The organism is Streptomyces sp. NPDC031064, assembly GCF_055570965.1.
The window spans coordinates 60,455-84,536 of sequence record NZ_JBVIGF010000005.1; the positions used below are offsets into that span (position 1 = coordinate 60,455).

A 24,082-nucleotide genomic window follows, 5' to 3' on the forward strand; every position below is an offset into this window, starting at 1 on the left:
CCGTCAAGGGACGGGCCCTTCCTCCTGTCCTGCCGCCTTCTTGACGGGGTCGTCCCGATTGGGCGACATTGGCCCGGGGTTCAGGGGGGTCCAGGGGGGATCACATGGTGTACGCCGCTCTTGAGGAGTCCGCTCCCGAAGAGTCCGCTCTCGAGGAGTCGATGCGCGCCCGCCTCGGCAGGGAGTGCCTGTACGTGCCGTCCTGCCGGCTCGGCCTGTACCTGGCGCTGCGCCACTGGTGCCCGCCCGGCGGCCGGGTGCTCATGTCGCCGGTCAACGACGACGTCATCTTCTTCGTCGTCCTCGCCGCCGGGCTCCGCCCCGTACAGGCACCGCTCAAGCCCCATGACGCGTCGATGGACATCGCCGCCGTCCCCGAGGACGTGTGGCGCGGCCTGTCGGCGGTCCTGACCACCAACCTGTACGGCAACCCCGACCCGGCCCCGCGACTGGCCGCCAGGTGCGCCGAGTCGGGCATCCCGTTGCTGGAGGACGCGGCGCACGCGATCGGCGGCGAGATCGGCGGCCGGCCCGTCGGCACGTACGGCGAGGCGTCCGTCTTCAGCCTCTCCAAGCACACCGGCGCCAAGACCGGCGGCTTCCTCGCGTTACGGGACCCGGCCCTCCGTCCCGAACTCGCCCGCGCCCGCGACGAGTTGCTGCACCCACGCCGCACGGGCGCCGAACTCGCCTACGCCGTACGGCCGTACGCCGAGGCCACCGTGCGGGCGCTGCGCCTGGTGAGGGCCGCCCGTGCCGGGATGCGGCTGCTGGGCATGGCGGAGCGCGAGGAGATCCGGATGCCGCTGCGCCCCGGCGAGCTGAAGGCGGCGATGGCCGGCGCCCCCGGGCTCGCCCCCTTCCACTCGTGGGTCCGGGTCGACATGCACGACTACCGGCTCACGCCCGGGCGTGCCCGGCTGAGACGTGCCCGGCGCCTCCTCGGCCGCCTCGACACGACGCTCGCGGCCCACCGCGCCGGCACCCAGCGACTGCTCGCGTCACCGTGGGGCGATCCGTCGGCGCCGGTGCGGCCGCTGTTCCGCGTTCCGCTGCTGGTCGCCGACCGGGACGCGGCCATCGCCGCCCTCGCCCGCGCCCGGGTGACCACCGGGTACCTGTACGACCCGCCCCTGGACGACTACGCGGGCGAGCCCTTCACGGACCCCTCCCCCGCCCCGGCGGCGGCCCGCTGGTTCGCCCGGCACGCGCTGCCCGCCGACCCGCTCCGGGCAGACCTGGTCCTCGACGTCCTGCGCGCCTCGGGCGCCCGGCCCGCGCCGCCGCACGGTGACTGACACGGCGGTCCGGCACGGCACCGCCGCCGCACGGCCGAGCGGCGACTCGATGTTCCGCAACGCCTACGCGCTGATGCTCTCCACCGGCGTCTCCGCCGCGCTCGGCCTCGGCTTCTGGCTGGTGGCCGCCCGGTACTACACCGAGGAGGCCGTCGGGCAGGGCTCCGCCGCCATCGCCGCCATGCGGCTGCTCTCCTCGATCACCGCCACGACCATGATCGGCGCGGTGGTGCGGTACGTGCCCCGCGCGGGGCGGGCGACCGGGCCCCTGGTGTGGCGGACGTACGCCGTCAGCTCCCTGGTGGTGGCCCTGGCGAGCGTGGCGTTCCTGTGCACGCTGGACCTGTGGGGGCCGTCGTACGCGCCGCTGCGCGGCCTGGGAGCCGGGGTCTTCTTCACCGTCGCGTGCGTGGCGTGGGCGCTGCTGACCCTCCAGGACGGGGTGCTGACCGGGCTGCGCAAGGCGGTGTGGGTGCCGGTCGGCAACGCGGTCTTCTCCACGGCCAAGCTGTTGCTGCTGGTGTCCTTCGCGAGCGCGCTGCCGGGCTTAGGAATCTTCGTCTCGTGGGCCGCCGCCATCGCGCTGTCCGTGCTGCCACTCGGCTGGCTGGTCTTCCGCCGGCTCATCCCGCGCCAGGCGGCCGCCGACCGCCACCGGGAGCCGCCCACGCCACGGGAGATGGGACGGTTCCTCGCCGGGGACTCGGTGGGCGCGCTGTTCAGCCTGGCCATGATCAACCTGCTGCCGGTGATGGTCGCGGTCCGCTTCGACTCCGCGCACAACGGCTGGTTCTACACCGCGTACACGGTCGGCGGGACCATGGAGTTCATGGCCATCAACATGGCCTCCTCGCTCACCGCGCACGCCTCGCACAGCCCCGACAGCCTCGCCCAGGGCGTGCGCGGCGCGCTGCGCCGGATGGCGCTGCTGCTGGTGCCGGTGGTGCTGGTGCTGGTCGTCTTCGCGCCGCACATCCTCGCACCGTTCGGGCCCTCGTACGCCGAGCACGGCACGCTCGTGCTGCGGCTGCTGGCGGCGGCCGCCCTGCCGCGCGTCGCGGTGGAGCTCTACATCGGGGTGCTGAGGGTGCAGGGCCGCACCGGCGCGCTCGCCGCCGTCCAGGGCGCCATGTGCGTGCTGGTGCTGGGCAGCGCGGCCGCGCTGATGGGCCCGGCCGGGATCGCGGGTGCGGGGCTCGCGATGCTGCTGTCGATGGTGGTGATGGCCCTGGTGTCGGCGCCGGGGCTGCGCGGGGCGCTGCTCGGGCGGGAGCCGGGGCTTCCGAGGCGCAGGCGGGTGCCGGCGCCCGAGTACGGCACGACCTGGGCGCGGGAGGCGGCGGAGAGGGCGGAGGGGGCGGGGGCGGAGAGGGCGGAGGGGGAAAGAGCGCAGGCGGCGGAGAGGGCGGGGTTGCGCGGCGGCTACCTGCCGGGGCAGGACACGGCGACGCCCGCGTTCGGGCTGCCGGTGTACGCGTCGCGGCCCGGTGCCGGGGGTGAGCGGTGGCTCGCCCGGTGGCTGTGGCTGCTGCTGGGGCTGGCCGCCGGGCTGTTCTGGGCGCCGCTCGCGGGCGCCCGGGACGCGGGGCGGGAGCGTCTGTCGGGCGCGGAACTGCTGGAGGTGCTGCCCCCGGTCACGGTCACGGCCGGGATTCTGCTGGTCGTCGTGTACTGCGCGGCCGTCTCGCTGGAGCGGCCGCGGCCCGCGCTGGTGGGTGCGGCGCTGCTGGTGACGGCCGCCGCCCTGCACTCGGCCCCGCTGCTGGTGGGCATCCGGCCTGAGGCGGTGAGCGGGCCGGGGGCCGGGCGGCTTGAGCGGCTCGTGCGGCTGGGCGCCGAGGTGGCCGGGCTGACCGGGCCGGACGGGCCGGACGCGGTGCTGGGCGCCCTGCCGTTCGCGCTCCAGGTGCTGTGCCTGGGCCTGGCGGCGGTGGCGCTGCGGGCCCTGGGTGTGGGCGTGCGGGTCGTGGCGGGCGTCGTGTGGGTGCTGGCGGTGGCCGGGTGGGCGGCGCAGGACGCGTTCGCGGCGGTGGCGTTGCCGGTGTTCCTGGGCCTGGGCGCGGGGGCCGTGGCGGCGCTCGTGGCGGGCCGCCGCGGGGGACGGTCGGGTCGGGGCGGGTCCACCGGGAGTGGGTCCACCGGGAGTGGGTCTACCGGGGCGGGACGGGCTGCTTGAAGTAGTCGTCCTGCCCGGCCAGGCGGTAACCCTCCAGCCCGGGACCGTCGTTGACGGTCAGGTCGCAGCCCTCGCCCGGTACCGGCCGGTTCCAGTGGACCAGTGCCTTCACCCGGGGAAGGGTCGGCGCGACCTCGGGGATCTTCGCGTACCAGTCGCGCTGCCGCTGTGGCCGGCTGGGGTCGGGCGCGGTGGCGAACTCGGCCAGCATGACGGGCTTGTCGCCGGATATGTGGGCGCGGAGCCAGTCGTAGGAGGGGCGCTGGCTGCGGTCGAAGTCCAGCCAGGTGGGCGACCTGTGGCAGAGGTAGTAGTTGTACTGATCCATGCCGATCCAGTCGACGTAGTCGTCGCCCGGGTACAGCTCCTTCATCTGCTCGGCGTGGCCCAGGTATCCGGAGACCGTCCACACCCACACCACGTTGTCCACGCCCAGTTCCTCGAACCGGTCGTGGATGTGCCGCCAGGCGGCGACGAACTCGGCCGGGGTGCCGGCGCCCTCCTTGATGCGGAAGTCGGTCTCCTGGTCGAAGGAGAGGAAGACGCGCTTGCCGTACGCCTTGAGGCGGCGGGCCTGCGGATCGATGATCTCCTCGTCGTACGCGCCGGAGGCGATGTTCTTCCAGCCGAGCTGCCGCTCGGTCCAGTTGGCGTGGTGGGGTTCGGTCCAGACGGTGGACTCCCACGCGAGCATCAGCAGGCGGTCGCGGCCCAACTCCTGTTCGTCGGGGGTGAGGAGCTGTCCGTCGAGGTCGGTGTCCGACATGTCGTGGTAGTTGTAGACGAGGTCGAGCCTCCTCCCGATCTTCCGCTCGAAGGTGAGGACCGCGTCCGTGAGGGAGCCGTTGGCCGCGTACGGCACATAGGCGCCCCACCAGGCCCCGCACGGGGGCTCCAGTGACGCGGTCGGCGCACACGGGCCCTCGGGTACGTCGCCGGAGGCGGCACCGCGCGGCAGGCCGTCGGTGGTGTCGTCGGGCCGGGTGGCCGCCCACACGCCCAGCCCGATGAGCAGCGCCCCGACGACCGCCAGCACCAGCGCCGTGTACGCACCCGCCCGCGAACCGCTGGAGCGCCGCCCGGTCATCGGCCGGGGCATGGGCCCGGTCATCGGGCCTGCCCGTCGGGTTGAGCACGTCCGGTGGCGGTCCCCGCCGCGGTCGTGGCGCCCGCCGCGGTGGCCGTACCGGCCGCGGTGGCCGTACCCGCCGCGGTGGCCGTACCGGCCGCCCCGCGCGTCGCCGCCGGCAGCGGCACGCCCGGCAGGGCGGCGGCCACCGTCACGAAGGCCGCCAGCGACACCAGGAACGCGGTGGTGGAGAACCCCTCCACCAGGAACAGCGCGGTCGCGGTGAGCGCGGCCAGCGACAGGCTGAGCGGCGCGGCCAGCGCCAGCGCCTCCAGCCGGGCGCCCGGGCGCAGCCGCGCGGGCTGCGGGTGGAGCAGGGCGAGGCCCGGCCCGAAGGTGACGAAGGCCAGGACGGGGACCCAGCGCAGCGGCGAGCCGCCGGGCAGCGCGGTGGCGCCGAGGGCGAGCCATCCGGAGGCCGCCAGTCCCACTCTGAGGTGTGTGCTGTCGAGGCGCATGGCCATCTCCTCCGTCACTTCGGCGGCCGGTATTCCAGAACGAGCCCGTGGTCGCCGTCCTCCACCACACGGAAGAGCGGCGAGCGCCTGAGGTCGGCCATCAGGCCGTCGAAGCTGCCGGGCGGCAGATAGCCCTCCCCGGTGACGGCCTCCTCCTGCGTCGGGGTGAGGATCACGTACGCCCGTCTCCCCTCCGGTATGCCGCGCGCCAGGTAGCCCGCCGGATCGGTCAGCATCTTCACGTTCTCGGGCACGTCCTGTTCCGTGAAGAACCAGCGCTCGTACTGGTCGTAGCGGGTGTACGCGCCGGGGAACGACCCCGTCGTCGCCAGGATGAGCGAGCCCGCCGGTGCCCGGTCGTACGCCCGCTCCACCAGCGCCACCTCGTCGGGCGGCGCGTAATGCATGCCCTCTTTGCCGTAGTACGAGGGCAGGAACCCGGCCGCGAGGGCGGTCAGCGTCACGGGCAGGGCGACGGCCGTGACCCGGCGGGCGATCCGGGAGGGCCGCCCCCTGGCGCCGGCCGCCGGGACGAGCGCGGCGGCGGCGAAGAACGCCGTACCGGGCAGCCCGAACAGGTAGACGCGGAAGAGCATTTCGCCGCCGTAGTCGTTGATCGCGAACATCGGTACGGGGGCGGCGGCGGCCAGCAGCAGTGGCAGGGCGCCGCGCACCAGTCCGCGGCGCAGCATCACCGCGGTGCCGGCGAGTGCGGCGAGGGCGAGCACCATCAGGATGTTGGCCGCGCCGACCAGCTCCGGCCCTGGTCCGGTCGGCTCACCGGCGTATCCCGCGCGGGAGTTGCCCAGCAGGTCACCGGCCGATTCGCGCAGGGTGCCGAGCGTCTCCAGGAACAGCGGGCGGCCCATCGTCAGGTCCCAGACGAGCATGATGGCGCCGGCGACGACGAGCAGCCCGATGTTGCGGTAGCGGCGGGTGAGACAGAGCGCGAACAGCGTGGCGCACAGCATCACGGGCGTGAGCTGGTGGGACGCGTTGATGGCCACGACGAGCGGGACGGTGACCAGGACGCAGACCGCCCGCTGCCGGGTGCCGGTGGGCGGCGGGACGGTCGCCGCCGCCGGGTCGAGCCGCGCGCGGTCGCGCAGCGGTCCGGCCGATCCGGGCCGCACGAAGTGCCGTACGACGACGGCGAACACGGTCAGGTACAGCAGGTAGGAGAAGCCCTGCGGGGAGAGGTAGTCCTGGCCCACCCAGTTGGCGAGCTGGTGGATCCACACGCCGGTCCACACCAGCCGCCAGTCGTCGCTGAAGGTGCGGTAGATCAGCACCAGGACGGGCAGGGTCAGCACGCCGAGGGCGACCGGCGCCCAGTTGATGTACGAGGCGGCCGCCTCCACGCCGAAGGCCCGTACGAGCGCGGCGTTCAGCGAGAAGAACCCCGGCCACTGGTCGTACGCCGCCATGCCGCCCGACAGCTCGGTGTACGGGTGGACCGTGCCCTCCGCCAGCAGCCGGTTGATCACCTCGTCGTGCTTGGCCGCCCACGCGTACCGGACGCCGTCGTACAGCACGGCGGGCGGCGCCTTGAGCGCCACCAGCATGGCCACGCAGTACGCCGCCGGCCACCAGGGCGCCGTCCCCGCGCGCCGCAGCGCGACCAGGAACCCGGCCATCAGGGCGGCGAGCGCGGCGTAGTAGGCCACCGGGAACCGGTCGAGCAGACCGTAGTCCCCGATGTCGCGGAAGCCGGTGCGCGGCAGCGCGTACAGCCACAGGGCGGCGGCGAGGAGCAGCGGCAGCAGGCTGAAGAGGGTCTGCCAGGGCCGGAAGGCCGTGTGCCAGGGCGGCCAGGGGCGGTGGCTTCGTACGGGCGGGGGCGCGCCGGAGGGGACGTCCACCGCCTCGTCACCGACGGGCCCGACGGGCGCGGGCGCGCGTTGCTGCTGCTGCACTGTGCCACTCCCCCCACGAATGTGGCCGCTTCAGCGAAGTATAGGAATGTCCTTCGGATTTGGGCGGCTGTTGACGTTTCCTGTGGATAACCCCGGGTCTCCGACCCCGGGTCCCCCACCCCGCGAACTCAGCCCGCGAACGCGGGCCGTCGCCGGGCCCTCGCCCTGGCCCGCCGGTACAGCCGCCAGCCGACCGTCGCCGGGGAGTCCGGGTACGGCGCGGTCCTCGCGCCCCGGCCCGCCATCCACCCCTCGATGTCGGCGACGGTGTGCGTACGGCGCACGATGAGCCGGGCGATGCGGTAGGGCTCGTCCGCCTCCGAGCTGAGCGCGTGCCGTACGGCGACGGCGGAGGCGTACCCGGCGTCGCGCGCCGCCCGGCGCACGGCGCGGCTGTTGTAGCCGTGCGGGTAGGCCAGGTGCGCCACCTCGTGGCCGAGGACGTCCTCCAGGACCGCCTTGGAGTCGCGCAGCTCGCGCCGGACCTCGCGGGGGGTGAGCGTGTCGAGCTGCGGGTGGGTGACCGTGTGGGCGCCGACCTCCATGCCGTACTGCTCCAGCAGGGGCGCCTCGGCGAGGTCCATCATCGGCGCGGGCGGCAGGAGGCTGGCGCGCCCGGGGGTGATCGCCCCGGTGGTGAGGTACGCGGTGGCGGGCAGGTCGCGGGAGGCGAGCGCCTCGGCGGTGGGGCCGGGCAGGTCGGCGAAGCCGTCGTCGAAGGTCAGGACGACGGGCCGGGGCGGCAGGTCGCCCTTGCCCGCCAGGTGGCTGGCGAGCGCGGAGAGGGGCACGGCGGTGCGGCCGCTCGCCACGACGGCGTCGAGCTGGGCGCCGAAGTCCCGTGGCGTGACGGTGAATTCGGCGATCCAGGGCGGCGGGTCGTCCATTACGGCGTGGTAGAGCAGGACCGGTATCCGGGGTCTCATCTCGCCTCCGGTCGTCCGTTGCGCAGCCGGGCGCGGGCGTAGCCGAGCGGGCCGTACAGCATTCCGCGCCGCTCCAGTCGCGACAGGCTGCGCGGCCAGGGGTGACCGAGGGTGCCGTGTTCGCCGGGTATGCCGCCTGCCTGTGGTGGGCGTGCGGCGGTCATCACGCGCGCGTGGGCGAGCCCGCGCGGGAGGCGGGCGAGGAGGGCGGGCAGCAGGGCGGGGCGGCGGACTGCGAGGGCGGTGAGGTACGCGGTGAGGCCGGCGCCGTAGCCGTACGCCTGGTCGCGCAGGTCCTGCCAGGTCTCGCGGTGGTGGTGCCGCACGAGGGCGTCGGGCGTGTAGTGCAGGCGGTGCCCGGCGGCGAGGACGGCGACGAAGGCGTACAGGTCGTCGCCGCCCCTGGCGGGCGTGCCGGTGCCGGTGGCCGGGTCGAAGCCGCCCACGCCCTTCAGGGCGGTGGCGCGGAACGCCATGTTGGCGCCCGAGCCGAAGCTGCCGGCGGTGAACGGGAACAGCGGCTGGTCGGCGGGCGGGCGCGCGGGGTCGTAGGTGCGGGGCGTGAAGCCCTTGGCGAAGCCGCCGTGGCTTTCCAGGAGGACCTGGGCGGGGGTGCGCAGCCGGGCGGGCAGGATCAGCCCGGTGACGCAGCCGATGCGCGGGTCGTCGGCGAACGGCCCGGTGAGCGCGGTGAGCCAGTGCGGGTCGGCGACCACGTCGTCGTCGGTGAAGGCGAGGACGGCGCCGTCGGCGGCGGCGACGCCCCGGTTGTGGGCGGCGGCGAGGCCGGGCACGTCCTCGTGTACGTACCGGACGCCGGGGTATTTCCGCTCGACGAGTTCTTCGGTGGCGCGCGTGCGGGGCGCGTTGTCGACGACGACGATCTCGTAGTCGGGGTGGTCCTGGTCGAGCAGGGAGTCCAGGGCGCGGGCGAGCTGCCCGGCGCGTTCGCGGGTGGCGACGACGACGGAGGTCCGGGGCAGGTCGCGGTACGTCTCGGGCGGCGGCTCCGGGTGGCCGGCCAGCCTTTCGCGGGCGAGCGCGGCGATCGTGCGGGCCGGGTCGGCGCCGGGCGGGACGTCACCGAGGACGATGCCCAGGGGACGGCCCCGGAGCCGCACCAGGGCGTGGACCCGGCCGTGCGGGTCGTCGGCGCACCGGAACGACAGGACGTCCCCGTCCAGCCCGTCCAGGTCGATGTCGGCGACGGCGACGGCGGTGAGGGTGGTGGCGATGGCCATGAGGGCCTCCTTCAGCGGCGGTGGCGCAGCCGGCCGGCCTGGGTGAGTGTCCGCTGGGCGTACCGCGCGAGCCGGGGGCGGTCACGGACGTAACGGTGGGCGCGGCGGACGGGCTCGCGGCGCAGCCAGTGGAGGCCCGCGCGCACTCCGGGGCGTACGGAGCTGCCTTCGTACACCCGTAGTTCGCCCGTCTTGAGGGCGTCCTTGTACTCGGCGGCGCCCCGGCCGAGGTCGAGCGTGCCGATGCCCGCCGCCGCGGCCGCCTCCGCCATGCGCAGGTGCAGGATCAGGCCCGGCGAGTACGTGGCGTACGCGGGGTCGTAGGCCGGGAACCAGCAGGACAGGACGGTGCGGGAGCGGAGCCCGAAGTGCGCGGCGACGGGGCGGCCGGCGGCGTACAGGACGGACAGGACGCCGGAGCAGCCGGGCGCGCGGGTGGTGTGCAGGCCCCGCACCAGGGCGCTGATCCACTCCTGGGCGAACCGGTCGTGGCGGCCGGTGCGGCGGTACTGGTCCGACTTCCACGCCATGAGCGTGCGCAGCGCGGCCGGGTCGCGCTCGTCGAACTCGAACCGCACGTCGCCCGCCCGGCGGCCCAGACGCCGCTCCTTGGCCAGGGTGGTCTTCAGGAACTTGGGCGACTGGGCGCGCAGGAGGGTCTCGTACGCGGCGTACCCCTCGGCCACGTCGATCACGGGCGAGGCGAACTCCTCGGCGGCGCCGGGGAGGAAGAGCGCCTGTCCGGCTTCGAGGTTGTCGAACTCCCAGGCGGCCAGTCCGCAGCCGCGCAGCAGCTCCCGTACGCCGATGCCGGTGCCGGGCCGCAGCACCGCGCCCTGGCAGTCCGACACCCCGAGCCCGATGGCCCGGCCCTGCCCCAGGGGCCCTTCCTCGTACGGGAAGAACCCGAAGGTCTCTCCGCCGGCCTGGAGGACGGCGACCCGCGCCCGGGGCCGTACGCGCCCCACCGCGAGGGTGAACTCGGGCTCCATGAAGGGGTTCGCCGGAGCGCCTGACGTGACGCGCAGTTCGCGCCAGACGTCGGCCTGTTCCCGGTCGAGCTCCCCCGGCTTCACGACATGCGTGCGTACAGCGCTCAACTCCGCCCCCCGGCGCCCGTCTCCCCCTGAGTCGTGCCGGTTAAGGACGGTACCGGTCGAAAACCTGCCGTGACAGGGCTAGTCGCCCATCTTGTGACCGATCCGTGAAGGAGTGGGGTGAATGGTGATCATGTGACCAAAGGGGCGATCAACCGCCCTCAGTGGGACAACGCGGCGGTGACGGCGGCCTCGGCGTGCAGACGGGTCGTGGGGAAGACCGGCACCGGGCTGTGCTCCTGCCCGATCAGCAGCTCGATCTCGGTGCAGCCGAGGACGACACCCTCCGCGCCATCGGCGACGAGCTGGTCGATGACCCGCTGGTAGGCGGCGCGGGAGGTGTCCTTGACGATGCCGAGGCACAGCTCCTCATAGATGACCCGGTGCACCTCGGCCCGCCCTTCCGCCTCCGGGACCAGCACGGTCAGCCCGTGCGCGGCCAGCCGGTCGCGGTAGAAGTCCTGCTCCATGGTGAACGCGGTCCCGAGCAGCCCGACCGTCTTCAGCCCCGCCGCCCGCACGGCCCCGGCGGTGGCATCCCCCAGGTGCAACAGCGGCACCGGCACCGCGTCCTCCACCTGCCCGGCCACCTTGTGCATGGTGTTCGTACAGATCAGCAACAGGTCCGCCCCGGCGGCCGCCAATCCTCGCCCGGCCTCGGCGAGCACCTCGCCGGCCTGCTCCCACTCCCCGGAGACCTGGAGCCGCTCGATCTCCGCGAAGTCGACGGAGTGCAGGATGCACCGGGCGGAGTGCAACCCGCCGAGGCGCTCGCGTACGAGCTCGTTGAGAAGCCGGTAGTACTCCGCGCTGGATTCCCAGCTCATGCCGCCGATCAGTCCGATGGTCTTCATCGGGCCAGGTTGCCATGATCGTCCCGGAGGGGCTCACTCCAGGCCGATCAGCTCGCCGTAATCGGCGCTCCACAAATCCTCGTCGCCGTCCGGGAGGAGCAGGACCCGCTCGGGGCGCAGCGCCTCGACGGCGCCGGGGTCGTGGGTGACCATGACGACGGCGCCCGGGTAGGCGGAGACGGCCGCGAGGACCTCGTCGCGGGAGGCGGGGTCGAGGTTGTTCGTCGGCTCGTCCAGGAGCAGCACGTTGGCGCCGGAGTGGACCAGGCCCGCGAGGGCAAGCCGGGTCTTCTCGCCGCCCGACAGGACGCCGGCCGGCTTGTCGGCGTCGTCACCGCCGAACAGGAACGCGCCCAGCACCTGGCGCACCTCACCGTCCGTCAGGTGCGGTGCGGCGGCCGCCAGGTTGTCGCGGACCGTGCGGGTGGGGTCCAGGGTGTCGTGCTCCTGGCCGAAGTAGCCGAGCCGCAGCCCGTGCCCGTGCACGACCCGGCCCGAGTCGGGCTGCTCCCGGCCCGCGAGGATCTTCATGAGCGTGGACTTGCCCGCGCCGTTGTGGCCGAGGACCACCAGGCGGCTGCCCCGGTCGACGGCCAGGTCCACGCCGGTGAGGACCTGGTGGGTGCCGTACGCCTTGGCCAGGGACACCGCGCCGAGCGGCATCCGGCCGCAGGGCGCCGGCTCGGGCAGCCGGATGCGGGCCACCTTGCCGGTGCGGCGGGCGGGCTCCAGGGCGGCCAGCATCCGGTCGGCGCGGCGCGCCATGTTCTTGGCGGCGGTGGCGGTGGCGACGTGGGCGCGCATCCGGTCGGCCTGGGTGCGCAGCGCGGCCGCCTTGCGCTCGGCGTTGGCCCGCTCGCGGGCGCGGCGGCGTTCCTCGGCGGCACGCTGCGCCAGATAGGCGTGCCAGCCGGTGTTGTGCACGTCGAGGACGGCGCGGTGCGGGTCGAGGTGGAAGACCCGATTGACGGTGGCGGCGAGCAGCTCGGTGTCGTGGCTGATGAGGACGAGCCCACCCGGGTGACCGGCGAGGAAGCCGCGCAGCCAACCGACGGAGTCGGCGTCGAGGTGGTTGGTCGGCTCGTCCAGCAGCAGCGTGTCATGGCGGGAGAACAGGATGCGGGCCAGCTCCACTCGGCGCCGCTGCCCGCCGGACAGTTCACCGACGGGCTGGTCCAGCACGCGCCCGGGCAGCCCGAGACCGGCGGCGACCTGTGCGGCCTCGGCCTCGGCGGCGTACCCGCCACGCGCCTGGAACTCCGCCTCGGCGCGGGTGTAGGCGGCCATGGCGCGGTCCAGTCGGTGTGGGGACGCCCCCGCCATGGCGGCCTCGGACACCGCTGCTTCAGCGGCGCGCAGCTCCCGGACCGCCCGGTCCAGGCCGCGCGCGGACAGGATGCGGTCGGTGACGGTGGTGGCGGGGTCGGCGGCGCGCGGGTCCTGGGCGAGGTGGCCGACCGACCCCGTACGCACGACGTCCCCGGCGGCCGGGCGCTCCTGCCCGGCCAGGATCTTCATGAGGGTGGACTTGCCGGCGCCATTGCGGCCGACCAGGCCGATACGGTCGCCGGGCGCGATGTGGAAGGAGATGCCGGCCAGCAGCAGCCGGGCGCCGACGCGCACGTCGGCACCACGAACGGTAAGCATGGGTTAACGCTCCGGATAAGCAGAAGGACACACGGGTGGCGTGAGGCGTGTGTCCTGAGCTAGGAGATCCGGGGCATAGACATGCGGCCAGGGTACGAGGCGCCCGAAGCCGGTCGCACCTCATTAAGCGGCTCCTCGTGAAGCGGCTCCTCATGAAGCCGCTCCTCATGAAGCCGCTCCTTATGAAGCCGCTCCTTATGAAGCGGTCCGCACCTGACGGGCGAGTTCGGCCAGGTGCGAGAGGGAGGCGTCCGTGGAGGGGTCGGGCATGGCGACGATGACGTGGTCGATGCCCTGCTGGGCCAGTTCGCCGCAGCGCTGGACGCTCTCCCCCAGGGACTGCCCTTCGGGCACGCGCATATGGAGCGTCTTCTGGATCGCCTCATAGGGCCGCCCTTCCGCCTCGCAGTGCGCGCGGAGCACGCCCAGCTTGTGGGGGATGTCGGCGCCGAGGAAGAAGTTGCAGGCGTCGCCGTAGCGGGCGACCAGCCGCAGCGTCTTCTTCTCGCCGCTGCCGCCGATGAGGATGGGTGGGTGGGGCCGGGAGAGGGCCTGGGGGGAGTTGAGGGTGCGTTCCAGGCGGTAGTGCTCGCCCTCGTACGCGGTGTCCTCGGCGCTCCACATCCGCTTGGCGATCCGGAGCGTCTCCTCCAGCCGCTCGAACCGCTCGGCGACCGGCGGCAGCCGGAACCCGAGCCCCCGGTGCTCGTCCTCGTGGAACCCGGCCCCGATCCCGAGCACGGCCCGCCCGCCGGACAGCACGTCCAGGGTGGTCACCTGCTTGAGCAGCAGGCCCGGCTGACGGTACGTCACCGATGTGACGAGCGCGCCCAGGGTCACGCGCCGGGTGAGGGCGGCCGCGTACGACAGGGCGCTGTACGCCTCCAGCATGGGGTCCTCGGCGGCACCGAAGTTCGGTATCTGGAAGAGGTGGTCCATCACCCAGAAGCTGTCCAGCCCGGCCTCGTCGGCACCGCGCGCGACCTGGGCGAACCGCGACGCGATGGCGGCGTCGCCGCCGGGCCAGACGAACCGGGGGCAGGTGAGACCGAGCTTCATGGACGCCTCCTGGGCATACGAAAACAGCCTGCCGGGGACCGGCAGGCTGCGCTGTGGGAGTGAGTTCAAGGAGAACTTACGACGAGCGCGCCCTCGGGGTCGAGCCCGACGCGCGTACCGAAGCCACGGCTGACGCGGTCCAGGGTTTCCCGCAGCCACTCGCCGTCCTCGCGCGAGGCGTGCCGCAGGCGCATGCGCCGGGCCTGCATAGGGACGATCCGCACGGCGGGCGGACGGGCGGAGCCGGGCTCCACCGTCACCAGGTACAGCGGCCGGAGGTCGTCCCGGAAGTGCTCGTATCCGGTGATGCCCTCGTAGTCGTCGATGAAGTCACCGCAGCCGTAGAGGACGAGCCCGCCCCGGTACAATTCCAGGGGGCGGGGGTGGTGCGAGGAGTGCCCGTGCACGACGTCGACACCGCCGTCGATCAGCGCGTGCGCGAACCGGACCTGGTCGCGCCCGACGGCGTACCCCCAGTTGGACCCCCAGTGGACGCTGGCGACCACCACGTCGCCGGGCCGGGCGACCTCCCGCACCAGCCGGGTGATCGACTCGGCCACCTCGTACGTGGCCCCCGGCGCGAAGGCGACCCCGGGCCGTTTGCCGGTTGCGGCCCAGTCGGGCGGGATGCCGCTGGACTCCATCCCGAAGGCGACCACCACGACCCGGTGGGTGCCCAGGTCGACGATCGCGGGCCGCCACGCCTCCTCCGCGTCGCGCCCCGCCCCGGCGGCCCGCAGGCCCGCCCCGGCGAGGGCGTCGAGCGTGTCCTCCAGCCCCCGGCGGCCGAAGTCCAGGACGTGGTTGTTGGCCAGCACGCACACATCGGGCCGGGCGGCGGCCAGGCAGGGCAGGTTCTCGGGGTGCATCCGGTAGTACACCTCCTTCCCGGCCGCGAATTCCCCGTCGCCGGTGACACTCGTCTCCAGGTTCACCACCCGCACGTCGGGCCCCGCCCGGTCCAGCACCGGCAGGGCGTCCCCCCAGGGCCAGGCAGGCACCACGGGCTGCGGAACCGGCCCGTTCGCCGCCTCGGCGAGCTCGACGTATGCCCGGGCGTCACGGATGTACGACTCCCGCAGGGCCGGGTCTCCGGGCCGGGGCAGGATCTGGTCCACCCCACGGCCGAGCATCACGTCGCCGCAGAGGAACAGGGTCACCGCGTCGGCGGTCATGCCTCCAGGTTAGTTCGGGACCGGCGAGACTGGCGCGATTGCTGATTGCACCCGTGACGACGGAGTTGATATTCATGTCGCACACATGATCCATTCGTCGAACTCGGGGGGACGACGAGTTGAGCGACGACGCACCTGTCGACCCGGCCGAGGTGCCGGTCTTCACCGGCAACGAAGCGGAACTCACCGCGAAGGTGAAGGCGTTGTCCGGCGCGGGGGTCAAGATCTCCGCGAGCCTTATGCCTCGCGAGGGCGGCGCGTTCAGACGGAACACAGTGGCGCCACGGTTCGAGTAGGGGTGCCCGGACCGGAAGGAGCCTGGTGTGAGACCTGTGGTGAGGATCGACATCGATGATCCGGACGTCGACATGGACGGCGTCGGCTGCTTGCTCTACCGCGGGGTTCTTTTCACCGGAGAAGTGGCCGAGTACCAGAACGGATATCTGATCAGTCTCGACCAGTACGCTGATGGCATACTGCACGGCCTGTCGCGCGAGTGGTACAAGGACGGCACCCTGCGCTCAGAGGCTGCCGCCCGGCATGGCCTTCCGGTAGGCGAGTGCAGGGAGTGGCACCCCAACGGGGCGCTGATGTCCCGGCAGTTGTTCGACAGCGTGGGCGACTCTCTCCTCGAGACGGACACGTGGGATGAGAAGGGCATCCTTCTGACCACCTGGCGCCGCGACGCTACCGAACGGGGCAGCCCATGACGGCCGAATCGTCGGCACTCCGCCCGCAGCCTGACTGCCCGTCATCCGTCATGCTGCGTCGCCTTCGCGCAGTGGAATGGACGGGTGACTGGGACTTCGCGTTCGGGCATGTGATGTCACGCCGCATCCTCCTCATGCGTGAATACATGCGGCGTGCGTCTCTGTGGGCCGAGGCCTGTTCGGCCGAGAGCGCGTGGCCGTTCTTTGATGTCACTCCCTATGTGGATCCACTACTTCGGCTTCCCCCGGCAATCTCTGCGGAGCTTGATGAGCACCTGAGCCAGGTGCCGTACCCAGAGGTCAGGCGCACCAACGCGGGTGCGGTGCGCCTGGCTGAACTCCGGGAGCAGAACCCGGCCGCGATACCCGACCTGCCGGATCTCTATGAACCGCTCATCCTCTTCTACGAGCGGGGTGGAAAGTTCTTCCGCGACAACGCCGGCTTCCTCGACCTGACCGGCGTAAGTTACAAGCCCGGAACCCTGCGCGGTCACCGCGGCACGCCGCCCTTGCGCACGCTCAGCAACACCGTGCTCGACGCCGTCGACGCCGAGGGCCGCATCTCCTACTATGCCGCCGCCGACGGCCGGGGACCGCTCTTGAGGCGCCGCAAGCTGCGCGAGGGGCAGTGGGACGAGTTGTTCGGCACGGACCTGTGCTGGGAGCCGACGGACCGGATCCCCTGCTCCGAAGAGCAGGCGAAGGACGTCGGCCTGGTGAAGCTCGATGAGATCAAGGCGGCCAATCTCATTGCGGCGACCGTGGCCGGCACCTGTCGGTGACGACAAATATCCAACGTACAGAGGGCTGCATCTCGGAGTATCTCCAAGGACACGGAAGACCCCGGCGAGGGGCTAGACCTCCTGGGGCGTGGCCAGCGCGGCCAAGGAGCGGCGACGTGCCCGACCTTATTCGCGCCCTTGCCCCGTGGCCGAGGTGCCGATTCCGTCGAGTCGGGCGCGCCCCGGCTCCGGTTGCGCCCGCGTGCGGAGCCGGACCAACTGCCCGCCGCCCGCTCGCCGCACGGGCTCGACGTGACGCTGAACGGGCACGAGACCTCACGGTCCGCCCAGACCTCATGGCGGACGAGCAGCGTCAGCGGCGGCTCGCCACGGTGTTCGCGGCGGACTTCGGGGTCGACCTCGATACGCACGCCGTCGGCACTCCGGCGGCGGGCGGGTGGCCGCCCGTCAGCCGGGGCGGATGTGCGTGCGCTGCGACCGGTTCACCACGGCCCCTGTCCTCGTCTCGGAGGTGCATGCCGGTTCGGGGCCGGGTTTCAACGTATATGTGTGTACGGACTGCGCGCCGGACCTCCTCGCGACCGGCTGGCACAACCGCACCGACGACGATCTGTGAAAAGGGAGGCCCGAGAGCCGGCAACCGGGACTCGTCGGCTGCGGGCTCTCGGGCCGGTACTGCATGCCCTTACGGGAGTTGCTTTTTCTCGGCGTAGTAGGCGTAGGCGTAATCGCCCTTGGTGGAGCCACTCACGACGGCTTCGAAGGCGACGGGGCCGGGTTTGGGTACGTCGACGCTCCGCTGGAAAATGGAGCCGTCACACACCTGGGTTCCCGCGGCCTTCGGCATTTCCTTGCCGCCGACGGAGAACTTCAGCGCCACCTTCCCCTTACCCGTGCACGTGAACGCGAATGTCACGCTCAGCACGTTTTCTGGGGTACTGGGATGAGTGTTCCCGAACCGGGTTTCCAGCCGACCGGATCCGCTGCCGATGGACTCCCGGGCGACGAAGGACCGTTCCAGAACAGCCGCCAGGTCAGCGGCGCCGCCCGGTGTCGGGTCCGAGGCGGTTCCGGTGGCGCTGGGGCTCTGCACAGGGGGGCCGGACCGCTCGGTAGGGGTGCACGCTGCCGCACTGAGCCCTGTAATGGCCACCAGGCACAACGCTGCCCGCCTGACTCGACTCATGAATTCTGCCGCCCGATCGACATGTCTCCCTTGCGCGGAGCGAGGACGACGATGGTCTTCTTCTTGACCGTACAAGGCGGAGCAATCCACGTCTTCGTGCCGGTGAGCTTCCAACCGACCTGGCCGAGCACGGCCCGGTAGCCCTTGGACGTGGTGTTCGTGTCCGTCACGGTCTGAGTGCCGGTCCACGTCCAGGCGTTGCTGATCTTGGTGTCCACGCTGACCTTGGCCTTGGCCAGGATGGCGCCCGCCTCGGCCTCGGCGCTGGCACCGATGTCCCATGTGAAGGTGTGGCTGCCGGTCACGGTCCACGACACGGTCTGGCGCGGCAACAGCCAGGTCGACTGCGGCTTCTTCTTGTCCGGAAGGAAGTACGGGGTCCCCTTGACGGTGTACTTCGGCGGGTCGTTCACCTCCGGGCAGGCCATGGCGGCCATGTCGCCCTTTCCGGACTTCGGTTCAACCGCCGTCCCGTCCCCCTCGAACGAGAAATTCACCGTGTCATTCACCCCGACGACACGCCCGTCATTCAGAACGATCTTCGCGTCCTCGGCCGGAAGCGGTTCCTCTGCCGGAGAAGCGACACCTACTCCCGCCCCTGACAGCAGCAGGGCCCCGGCGACAAAGAGAGGTATTGCAGTGCGCACGACAGTGCGGTCCATTGTGCCCCGTTTCGATGGGTGTTGTAAGGCGACTCCTGGTCAGGGAGTCGCGGGCGCACCACCTTGGAGTTATGCATTCGGTGACGCGCGCACGCCATGTTTATCGGTACGAGACCATGCGCCACAACAGGCGGTGACGTGAATCACAGTGCATGTATTTGACAAACCGTTAGCGGAGATCCGCACAGCTCAAGGAAACCTCAAGCATCGGCCACGACGAAGCCCCCGGACATGGATCCAGGGGCTTCGCCAGAGGCGGCAGATGCGCGTCAGACGACCCGCTCGCCCCGCCGCCAGACCGCCGTCACCAGCGGGACACCCGGGCGGTAGGCGAGGTGGACGTGGGAGGGGGCGTCGAGGAGGGCGAGGTCGGCGCGGGCGCCGGGGGTGAGGCGGCCGATGTCGGTGCGGCGGAGGGCGGCCGCGCCGCCGGCCGTGGCGGACCAGAGGGCCTCGTTCGGGGTCATACCCATGTCGCGTACGGCGAGCGCGATGCAGAAGGACATGGAGGAGGTGAACGACGAGCCCGGGTTGCAGTCGGTGGAGAGGGCCACGGTGACACCCGCGTCGAGGAGACGGCGGGCGTCCGGCCATTCGGCGCGGGTGGAGAACTCGGCGCCGGGCAGGAGGGTGGCGACGGTACGGCCGCTGGCGAGCGCGTCGACATCCTGCTGCGTGAGGTGCGTGCAGTGGTCGGCGGACGCCGCGTCGAGTTCGACCGCGAGCTGGACACCGGGGCCGTACGAGAGCTGGTTGGCGTGGACGCGGGGGTGCAGGCCGCGCGCCTTGCCGGCCGTGAGGATCGCGCGCGCCTGGTCGCCGTCGAAGGCGCCCTTCTCGCAGAACACGTCGATCCAGCGGGCGTACGGGGCGCAGGCCTCCAGCATCGGGCCGGTGACGAGGTCGACGTAACCGGCGGGGTCGTCGGCGTAGTCGGGCGAGACGATGTGGGCGCCGAGGTAGGTGACCTCGTCGGTGTGGCGGGAGGCGATGCGCAGCGCGCGGGCCTCGTCCTCGACGGTGAGGCCGTAGCCGGACTTGGTCTCGAAGGTGGTCGTGCCCTGGCGGAGGGCCTCGCGCAGGTAGCGGGTGACGTTGGCTTCGAGTGCCTCGTCGGTGGCGGCGCGGGTCGCCGCGACGGTGGTGCGGATGCCGCCCGCGGCGTAGGGCTGCCCGGACATGCGGGCGTTGAACTCGGCGGTGCGGTCGCCCGCGAAGACCAGGTGGGAGTGGGAGTCGACGAACCCGGGGATCACCGCCCGGCCGCCCGCGTCGACCCGATTGTCAGTGGCGGGTGCTTTGCTTGATTCACCGATCCAGACCACGCGGTCGCCTTCGATGACGACGGCCGCGTCCTGGATCAGGCCGAGGGGGGATCCATCACCGAGGGAGGGGTCGTTGGTGACCAGGCTGGCGATGTTGGTGATGACGGTGGCCGTCGCCGCGACGGTGTTGTTCGCCGTCGCGGGGGCGGCTGTCGCCGGGGGGTTGTTCGTCGTCTCGGGGCCGCTGTTCATGCTGTTCATGGTGAGGGGTGTCTCCTTCAGCGGGTTCGGCGCCGTCAGCCGCGCAGCGCGGCGATCGACTCCGCCAGGGCTCGGGGTACGTCCGGGACCAGGGCATGGGCTCCGTCGCGTACGACGTGACGGCCGCCCACGACCGTATGGCGCACATCCGCTGCCGACGCGGCGAATACCGCTGTCTCAGCTCCCAGACGCGGCTCCGGTCCCGCTGTCCTGACGGTGTCGAGGGCGATCGTCGTGAAGTCGGCGAGCGCCCCGGTTTCGAGGCGCCCGGCGCCCGGCCAGCCGAGGGCCGTGTGCCCGTCGGCGGTGGCGGCGCGCAGCAGCGCGGCGGCCGTCCAGTGCCCCCGCGTGCGGGAGCGGAGGCGCTCGTCGAGCTCCATCGCCCGCGCCTCCTCCAGCAGGTCGATCACGGCGTGGCTGTCGCTGCCCAGCGACAGGGGCGAGCCGGCCCGCTGGAGGGCGACGGCCGGGCCGATGCCGTCCGCGAGGTCGCGTTCGGTCGTCGGGCACATGCAGGTGCCGGAGCCGGTGCCGCCGAGCAGGGCGATGTCCTCGTCGGTGAGGTGGGTGTTGTGCACCCCTGTGGTGCGCGGGCCGAGTACGCCGTGGTCGGCGAGCAGCCGGGTCGGGGTGCGGCCGTGGGCGGCCAGGCAGGCGTCGTTCTCGGCGGTCTGCTCGGAGAGGTGGACGTGCAGGGGCGCCTGGCGGTCGGCGGCCCACTGGGCGACCGTGGAGAGCTGGTCGGCGGGCACGGCCCGTACGGAGTGGACGGCCGCGCCGATGCGGACGCCGTCGCGGTCCTTGAGGAGGGACGCGCGCTCGGCCCACGCCTCCGCCGTGCCGTCGGAGAACCGGCGCTGGTGCTCGTTGGGCGGCTCGCCGAAGCCGGACGACAGGTACGCCGTGTCGAGCAGCGTGATGCGGATGCCCGCCTCGCCGGCCGCCGCGATCAGGGCCTCGCCCATGGCGTTGGGGTCGGCGTACGGGGCGCCTCCGGGCGCGTGGTGGAGGTAGTGGAATTCGCCGACGGCCGTGATGCCGGCCAGGGCCATCTCCGCGTACACGGCCCGGGCGAGCGCGAAGTAGCTGTCGGGCGTCAGACGGGAGGCGACGTGGTACATGACCTCGCGCCAGGTCCAGAAGGTGCCGGAGCCGACCTGCACGGTGCCGCGCAGGGCACGGTGGAAGGCGTGGCTGTGCGCGTTCGCCAGGCCCGGGAGGGTCAGGCCGCGCAAGGGCACCGCGCCCGGTGGCGGGGCGTCGACGCCGGTGCGTACGGCGGTGAGCCGGCCGTCGGACACGTCGAGGGCGACGCCCGGTTCGACATGGGTGCCGAGCCAGGCGTGTTCGGCCCAGTAGGTCAGCGGCACGCGAGGCCCTCCAGTACGTCGGCGAGGGCGTGGACGCCGGCCACGCAGTCGTCCTCGGCCGCGTACTCGGCCGGGGAGTGGGAGACGCCCGTGGGGTTGCGGACGAAGAGCATGGCCGTCGGGACGGAGGCCGACAGGATGCCCGCGTCGTGCCCGGCGCCGGTGCCCAGGACCGGGATCTGGCCACCGAGGATCTTGGCCAGCTCGTCCCGGAGGGCGTGCTCGAACTCGACGACGGGGGTGAAGGACTCGCGTACGACGGTGAGGTCGATGCCCTGGCGGGCGGCGGCCTCGTGGGCGGCCGCCTCGATACCCGAGACGACCGCGTCCAGGGTCGCCTGGTCGGCGGCCCGGGAGTCGAGCCAGCCGCGTACCAGGGAGGGGATGGCGTTGACGCCGTTGGGCTCGACCGCGATCTTGCCGAAGGTGGCGACGGCTCCGGCGAGTTCGGCCTCGCGGCGGGCGGCCAGGACCGTCTCGGCGTACGTCAGCATCGGGTCGCGCCGGTCGCCGAGCCGGGTGGTGCCGGCGTGGTTGGCCTCGCCGTGGAAGTCGTACCGCCACCGGCCGTGCGGCCAGATGGCGGAGGCGATACCGACGGCGTCGCCCGTCAGGTCCAGCGCGCGGCCCTGCTCGACGTGGAGTTCGACGAACGCTCCGATACGGGAGAGGCGCTCCGGGTCCGGGCCGATGGCCTCCGGGTCGTACCCGGCCGCCTCCATGGCCTGGGGCAGGGTGACGCCGTCGGCGTCACGCAGCTCGTACGCGGCGGCCTTCGTCAACTGTCCGGCCGTGAGGCGGGAGCCGACGCAGGCCAGGCCGAAGCGGGCGCCCTCCTCGTCACCGAAGTTGGTGATGGCCAGGGGCCGGCGGAACTCCACTCCCCTGCCGCGGAGTTCGTCGAGCGCGGCGAAGGAGGAGACGACGCCGAGCGGGCCGTCGAAGGCGCCGCCGTCCGGGACGGAGTCCAGGTGCGAGCCGGTGACGACGGCGTCCTCGCCGAGGGGGTCGCCGAGCCAGGCCCACTGGTTGCCGTTGCGGTCGGTCTCATAGGTGAGCCCGCGCGCCTCGGCCTGCTCCTGGAACCAGGTGCGGCAGTCGGCGTCGGCGCCGGTCCAGGCGTAGCGGCGGTAGCCACGGGTGGAGGCGTGGCGGCCGATGGGGGCGAGTTGCCGCCACATCTCGTGGAACGAGGGCGGCTGCCCGCCGGTGGGTGGGTGTGCGCCCGCGGTGCCGGTCACGCTTCGTCACCCTCCCGCATCGGGACGCGGACGCCGCGCTCGTCGGCGACCGACTCGGCGCGGTCGTAGCCCGCGTCGACGTGGCGGATGACGCCCATGCCCGGGTCGTTGGTGAGGACGCGGCGGATCTTCTCGCCCGCGAGCGGGGTGCCGTCGGCGACCGTGACCTGGCCGGCGTGGATGGAGCGGCCCATGCCGACGCCGCCACCGTGGTGGATGGAGACCCAGGAGGCACCGGAGGCGACGTTGACCATGGCGTTGAGGAGCGGCCAGTCGGCGATGGCGTCGGAGCCGTCCAGCATGGCCTCGGTCTCGCGGTACGGGGAGGCGACCGAGCCGCAGTCGAGGTGGTCGCGGCCGATGGCGAGGGGGGCGGACAGCTCGCCGGAGGCGACCATGTCGTTGAAGCGTTCGCCGGCGCGGTCGCGCTCTCCGTAGCCGAGCCAGCAGATGCGGGCGGGCAGGCCCTGGAAGTGGACGCGTTCGCCGGCCATCTTGATCCAGCGGGCGAGCGACTCGTTCTCGGGGAAGAGGTCGAGGATCGCCTTGTCGGTCTTGTGGATGTCGGCGGCGTCACCGGACAGGGCGGCCCAGCGGAAGGGGCCCTTGCCCTCGCAGAACAGGGGGCGGATGTAGGCGGGTACGAAGCCAGGGAAGGCGAACGCCCGGTCGTAGCCGGCGAGCTGCGCCTCGCCCCGGATGGAGTTGCCGTAGTCGAAGACCTCGGCGCCCGCGTCCATGAAGCCGACCATGGCCTCGACGTGCCTGGCCATGGACTCGCGGGCACGGGTGGTGAAGCCCGCCGGGTCCTTCGCCGCGTACGCCGCCATGTCGTCGAAGTCGACGCCCACCGGCAGGTAGGAGAGCGGGTCGTGGGCGGAGGTCTGGTCGGTGACGATGTCGATGGGGGCGTTCATCGCGAGGAGCCGCGGGACGAGGTCGGCCGCGTTGCCCAGGACGCCGATGGAGAGCGGGCGGCGGGCGTCGCGTGCCTCCACCGCGAGCTGGAGGGCGTGGTCGAGGGAGTCGGCCTTCACGTCCAGGTAGCGGTGCTCGATGCGGCGCTCGATGGCGCGCGGGTCGCAGTCGATGCAGATGGCGACGCCGTCGTTCATGGTCACGGCGAGCGGCTGGGCGCCGCCCATGCCGCCGAGGCCGGCGGTGAGGGTGATCGTCCCGGCCAGGGTGCCGTTGAACTTCTTCGCGGCGACGGCGGCGAACGTCTCGTACGTGCCCTGGAGGATGCCCTGGGTGCCGATGTAGATCCACGACCCGGCGGTCATCTGGCCGTACATGGTCAGGCCGAGCTGCTCCAGGCGCCGGAACTCCTCCCAGTTCGCCCAGTCGCCGACCAGGTTGGAGTTGGCGATCAGGACGCGCGGGGCCCATTCGTGGGTCTGCATGACGCCGACGGGGCGGCCGGACTGGACCAGCATGGTCTCGTCCTGCTTGAGCGTCCGCAGCGTACGGACCATCGCGTCGAAGGAGCGCCAGTCGCGGGCGGCCTTGCCGGTGCCGCCGTAGACGACGAGCTTGTCGGGGTGCTCGGCGACCTCGGGGTCGAGGTTGTTCTGGAGCATCCGGAGGGCGGCTTCCTGCTGCCATCCCAGGGCACTCAGTTCCGTACCGCGCGGGGCCCGTACGGGGCGGGGTCCTGACATGGGGATG

21 protein-coding genes are annotated in these 24,082 nt (G+C 72.6%); 5 read left to right on the top strand and 16 right to left on the bottom strand.

Annotated elements, in window-relative coordinates; all coding sequences use genetic code 11:
* The first annotated feature begins 104 nt into the window (after positions 1–104).
* Both ACZ46W_RS19090 and ACZ46W_RS19095 read left to right on the top strand, forming a co-directional pair.
* Complete coding sequence (locus ACZ46W_RS19090) at positions 105–1,298, top strand: DegT/DnrJ/EryC1/StrS family aminotransferase (RefSeq protein ID WP_468338920.1); 1,194 nt, start codon at positions 105–107, stop codon at positions 1,296–1,298.
* Positions 1,291–3,474, top strand: a complete 2,184-nt coding sequence (locus ACZ46W_RS19095; RefSeq protein ID WP_468338922.1) for a lipopolysaccharide biosynthesis protein — start codon at positions 1,291–1,293, stop codon at positions 3,472–3,474. Before ACZ46W_RS19090 ends, ACZ46W_RS19095 begins: the two co-directional genes overlap by 8 nt.
* On the opposite strand, the gene ACZ46W_RS19100 is transcribed toward ACZ46W_RS19095, so the two are convergent.
* The 10 genes from ACZ46W_RS19100 to ACZ46W_RS19145 all read right to left on the bottom strand — a co-directional run bounded on the left by ACZ46W_RS19100 (position 3,449) and on the right by ACZ46W_RS19145 (position 14,976).
* Positions 3,449–4,585, bottom strand: coding sequence for a glycoside hydrolase family 26 protein (locus tag ACZ46W_RS19100; RefSeq protein ID WP_468338924.1), 1,137 nt, complete (start codon positions 4,583–4,585; stop codon positions 3,449–3,451). The genes ACZ46W_RS19095 and ACZ46W_RS19100 overlap by 26 nt on opposite strands.
* Positions 4,582–5,061 (bottom strand): hypothetical protein, encoded by a 480-nt coding sequence (locus ACZ46W_RS19105; RefSeq protein WP_468338926.1) that lies wholly within the window; start codon positions 5,059–5,061, stop codon positions 4,582–4,584. The genes ACZ46W_RS19100 and ACZ46W_RS19105 overlap by 4 nt, the downstream gene beginning before the upstream one ends.
* A 14-nt stretch (positions 5,062–5,075) precedes the next feature.
* On the bottom strand, positions 5,076–6,977 hold the full coding sequence (locus ACZ46W_RS19110; RefSeq protein ID WP_468338928.1) for a hypothetical protein: 1,902 nt from the start codon (positions 6,975–6,977) through the stop codon (positions 5,076–5,078).
* 128 nt (positions 6,978–7,105) lie between these two features.
* Complete coding sequence (locus ACZ46W_RS19115; RefSeq protein WP_468338930.1) at positions 7,106–7,903, bottom strand: polysaccharide deacetylase family protein; 798 nt, start codon at positions 7,901–7,903, stop codon at positions 7,106–7,108.
* Positions 7,900–9,144 (bottom strand): glycosyltransferase family 2 protein, encoded by a 1,245-nt coding sequence (locus ACZ46W_RS19120; RefSeq protein ID WP_468338932.1) that lies wholly within the window; start codon positions 9,142–9,144, stop codon positions 7,900–7,902. Before ACZ46W_RS19120 ends, ACZ46W_RS19115 begins: the two co-directional genes overlap by 4 nt.
* 11 nt (positions 9,145–9,155) lie before the next feature.
* Positions 9,156–10,244: a GNAT family N-acetyltransferase gene (locus tag ACZ46W_RS19125; protein ID WP_468338934.1), complete on the bottom strand. Its 1,089-nt coding sequence runs from the start codon at positions 10,242–10,244 to the stop codon at positions 9,156–9,158.
* A gap of 158 nt (positions 10,245–10,402) precedes the next feature.
* Positions 10,403–11,095, bottom strand: coding sequence for an aspartate/glutamate racemase family protein (locus ACZ46W_RS19130; protein ID WP_468338936.1), 693 nt, complete (start codon positions 11,093–11,095; stop codon positions 10,403–10,405).
* A gap of 33 nt (positions 11,096–11,128) precedes the next feature.
* Positions 11,129–12,742: an ABC-F family ATP-binding cassette domain-containing protein gene (locus ACZ46W_RS19135; RefSeq protein ID WP_468338938.1), complete on the bottom strand. Its 1,614-nt coding sequence runs from the start codon at positions 12,740–12,742 to the stop codon at positions 11,129–11,131.
* A gap of 195 nt (positions 12,743–12,937) precedes the next feature.
* The gene (locus ACZ46W_RS19140; RefSeq protein ID WP_468338940.1) at positions 12,938–13,801 is read right to left on the bottom strand and encodes an LLM class F420-dependent oxidoreductase; all 864 of its coding nucleotides are present in this window, start codon (positions 13,799–13,801) and stop codon (positions 12,938–12,940) included.
* 65 nt (positions 13,802–13,866) lie between these two features.
* Positions 13,867–14,976, bottom strand: a complete 1,110-nt coding sequence (locus tag ACZ46W_RS19145) for a CapA family protein (RefSeq protein ID WP_468338942.1) — start codon at positions 14,974–14,976, stop codon at positions 13,867–13,869.
* 119 nt (positions 14,977–15,095) lie between these two features.
* On the opposite strand from ACZ46W_RS19145, the gene ACZ46W_RS19150 reads away from it, so the two are divergent.
* Genes ACZ46W_RS19150 through ACZ46W_RS19160 form a run of 3 tightly spaced genes read left to right on the top strand, consistent with a single transcriptional unit; the run spans position 15,096 to position 16,468 of the window.
* Positions 15,096–15,272 carry a hypothetical protein gene (locus ACZ46W_RS19150; protein ID WP_468338944.1) on the top strand — a complete coding sequence of 59 codons (177 nt, stop codon included), beginning with the start codon at positions 15,096–15,098 and terminating at the stop codon, positions 15,270–15,272.
* A 27-nt stretch (positions 15,273–15,299) separates the two neighbouring features.
* On the top strand, positions 15,300–15,686 hold the full coding sequence (locus ACZ46W_RS19155; protein WP_468338946.1) for a toxin-antitoxin system YwqK family antitoxin: 387 nt from the start codon (positions 15,300–15,302) through the stop codon (positions 15,684–15,686).
* Positions 15,683–16,468 (top strand): hypothetical protein, encoded by a 786-nt coding sequence (locus tag ACZ46W_RS19160; protein ID WP_468338948.1) that lies wholly within the window; start codon positions 15,683–15,685, stop codon positions 16,466–16,468. The genes ACZ46W_RS19155 and ACZ46W_RS19160 overlap by 4 nt, the downstream gene beginning before the upstream one ends.
* A 646-nt stretch (positions 16,469–17,114) precedes the next feature.
* On the opposite strand, the gene ACZ46W_RS19165 is transcribed toward ACZ46W_RS19160, so the two are convergent.
* The 6 genes from ACZ46W_RS19165 to hutU all read right to left on the bottom strand — a co-directional run bounded on the left by ACZ46W_RS19165 (position 17,115) and on the right by hutU (position 24,075).
* Entirely contained in the window at positions 17,115–17,522 is a 408-nt protein-coding gene (locus tag ACZ46W_RS19165; RefSeq protein WP_468338950.1) for a hypothetical protein, read from the bottom strand.
* A gap of 89 nt (positions 17,523–17,611) precedes the next feature.
* The gene (locus tag ACZ46W_RS19170) at positions 17,612–18,277 is read right to left on the bottom strand and encodes a hypothetical protein (protein ID WP_468338952.1); all 666 of its coding nucleotides are present in this window, start codon (positions 18,275–18,277) and stop codon (positions 17,612–17,614) included.
* 269 nt (positions 18,278–18,546) lie between these two features.
* Positions 18,547–19,794, bottom strand: coding sequence for an imidazolonepropionase (hutI, locus tag ACZ46W_RS19175; RefSeq protein WP_468339822.1), 1,248 nt, complete (start codon positions 19,792–19,794; stop codon positions 18,547–18,549).
* 44 nt (positions 19,795–19,838) lie between these two features.
* Entirely contained in the window at positions 19,839–21,173 is a 1,335-nt protein-coding gene (locus ACZ46W_RS19180; RefSeq protein WP_468338954.1) for a formimidoylglutamate deiminase, read from the bottom strand.
* The gene (locus tag ACZ46W_RS19185) at positions 21,164–22,354 is read right to left on the bottom strand and encodes an allantoate amidohydrolase (protein ID WP_468339824.1); all 1,191 of its coding nucleotides are present in this window, start codon (positions 22,352–22,354) and stop codon (positions 21,164–21,166) included. The genes ACZ46W_RS19180 and ACZ46W_RS19185 overlap by 10 nt, the downstream gene beginning before the upstream one ends.
* Positions 22,355–22,410: 56 nt before the next feature.
* Entirely contained in the window at positions 22,411–24,075 is a 1,665-nt protein-coding gene (gene hutU, locus ACZ46W_RS19190; protein WP_468338956.1) for a urocanate hydratase, read from the bottom strand.
* Between the last annotated feature and the right edge of the window lie 7 nt (positions 24,076–24,082).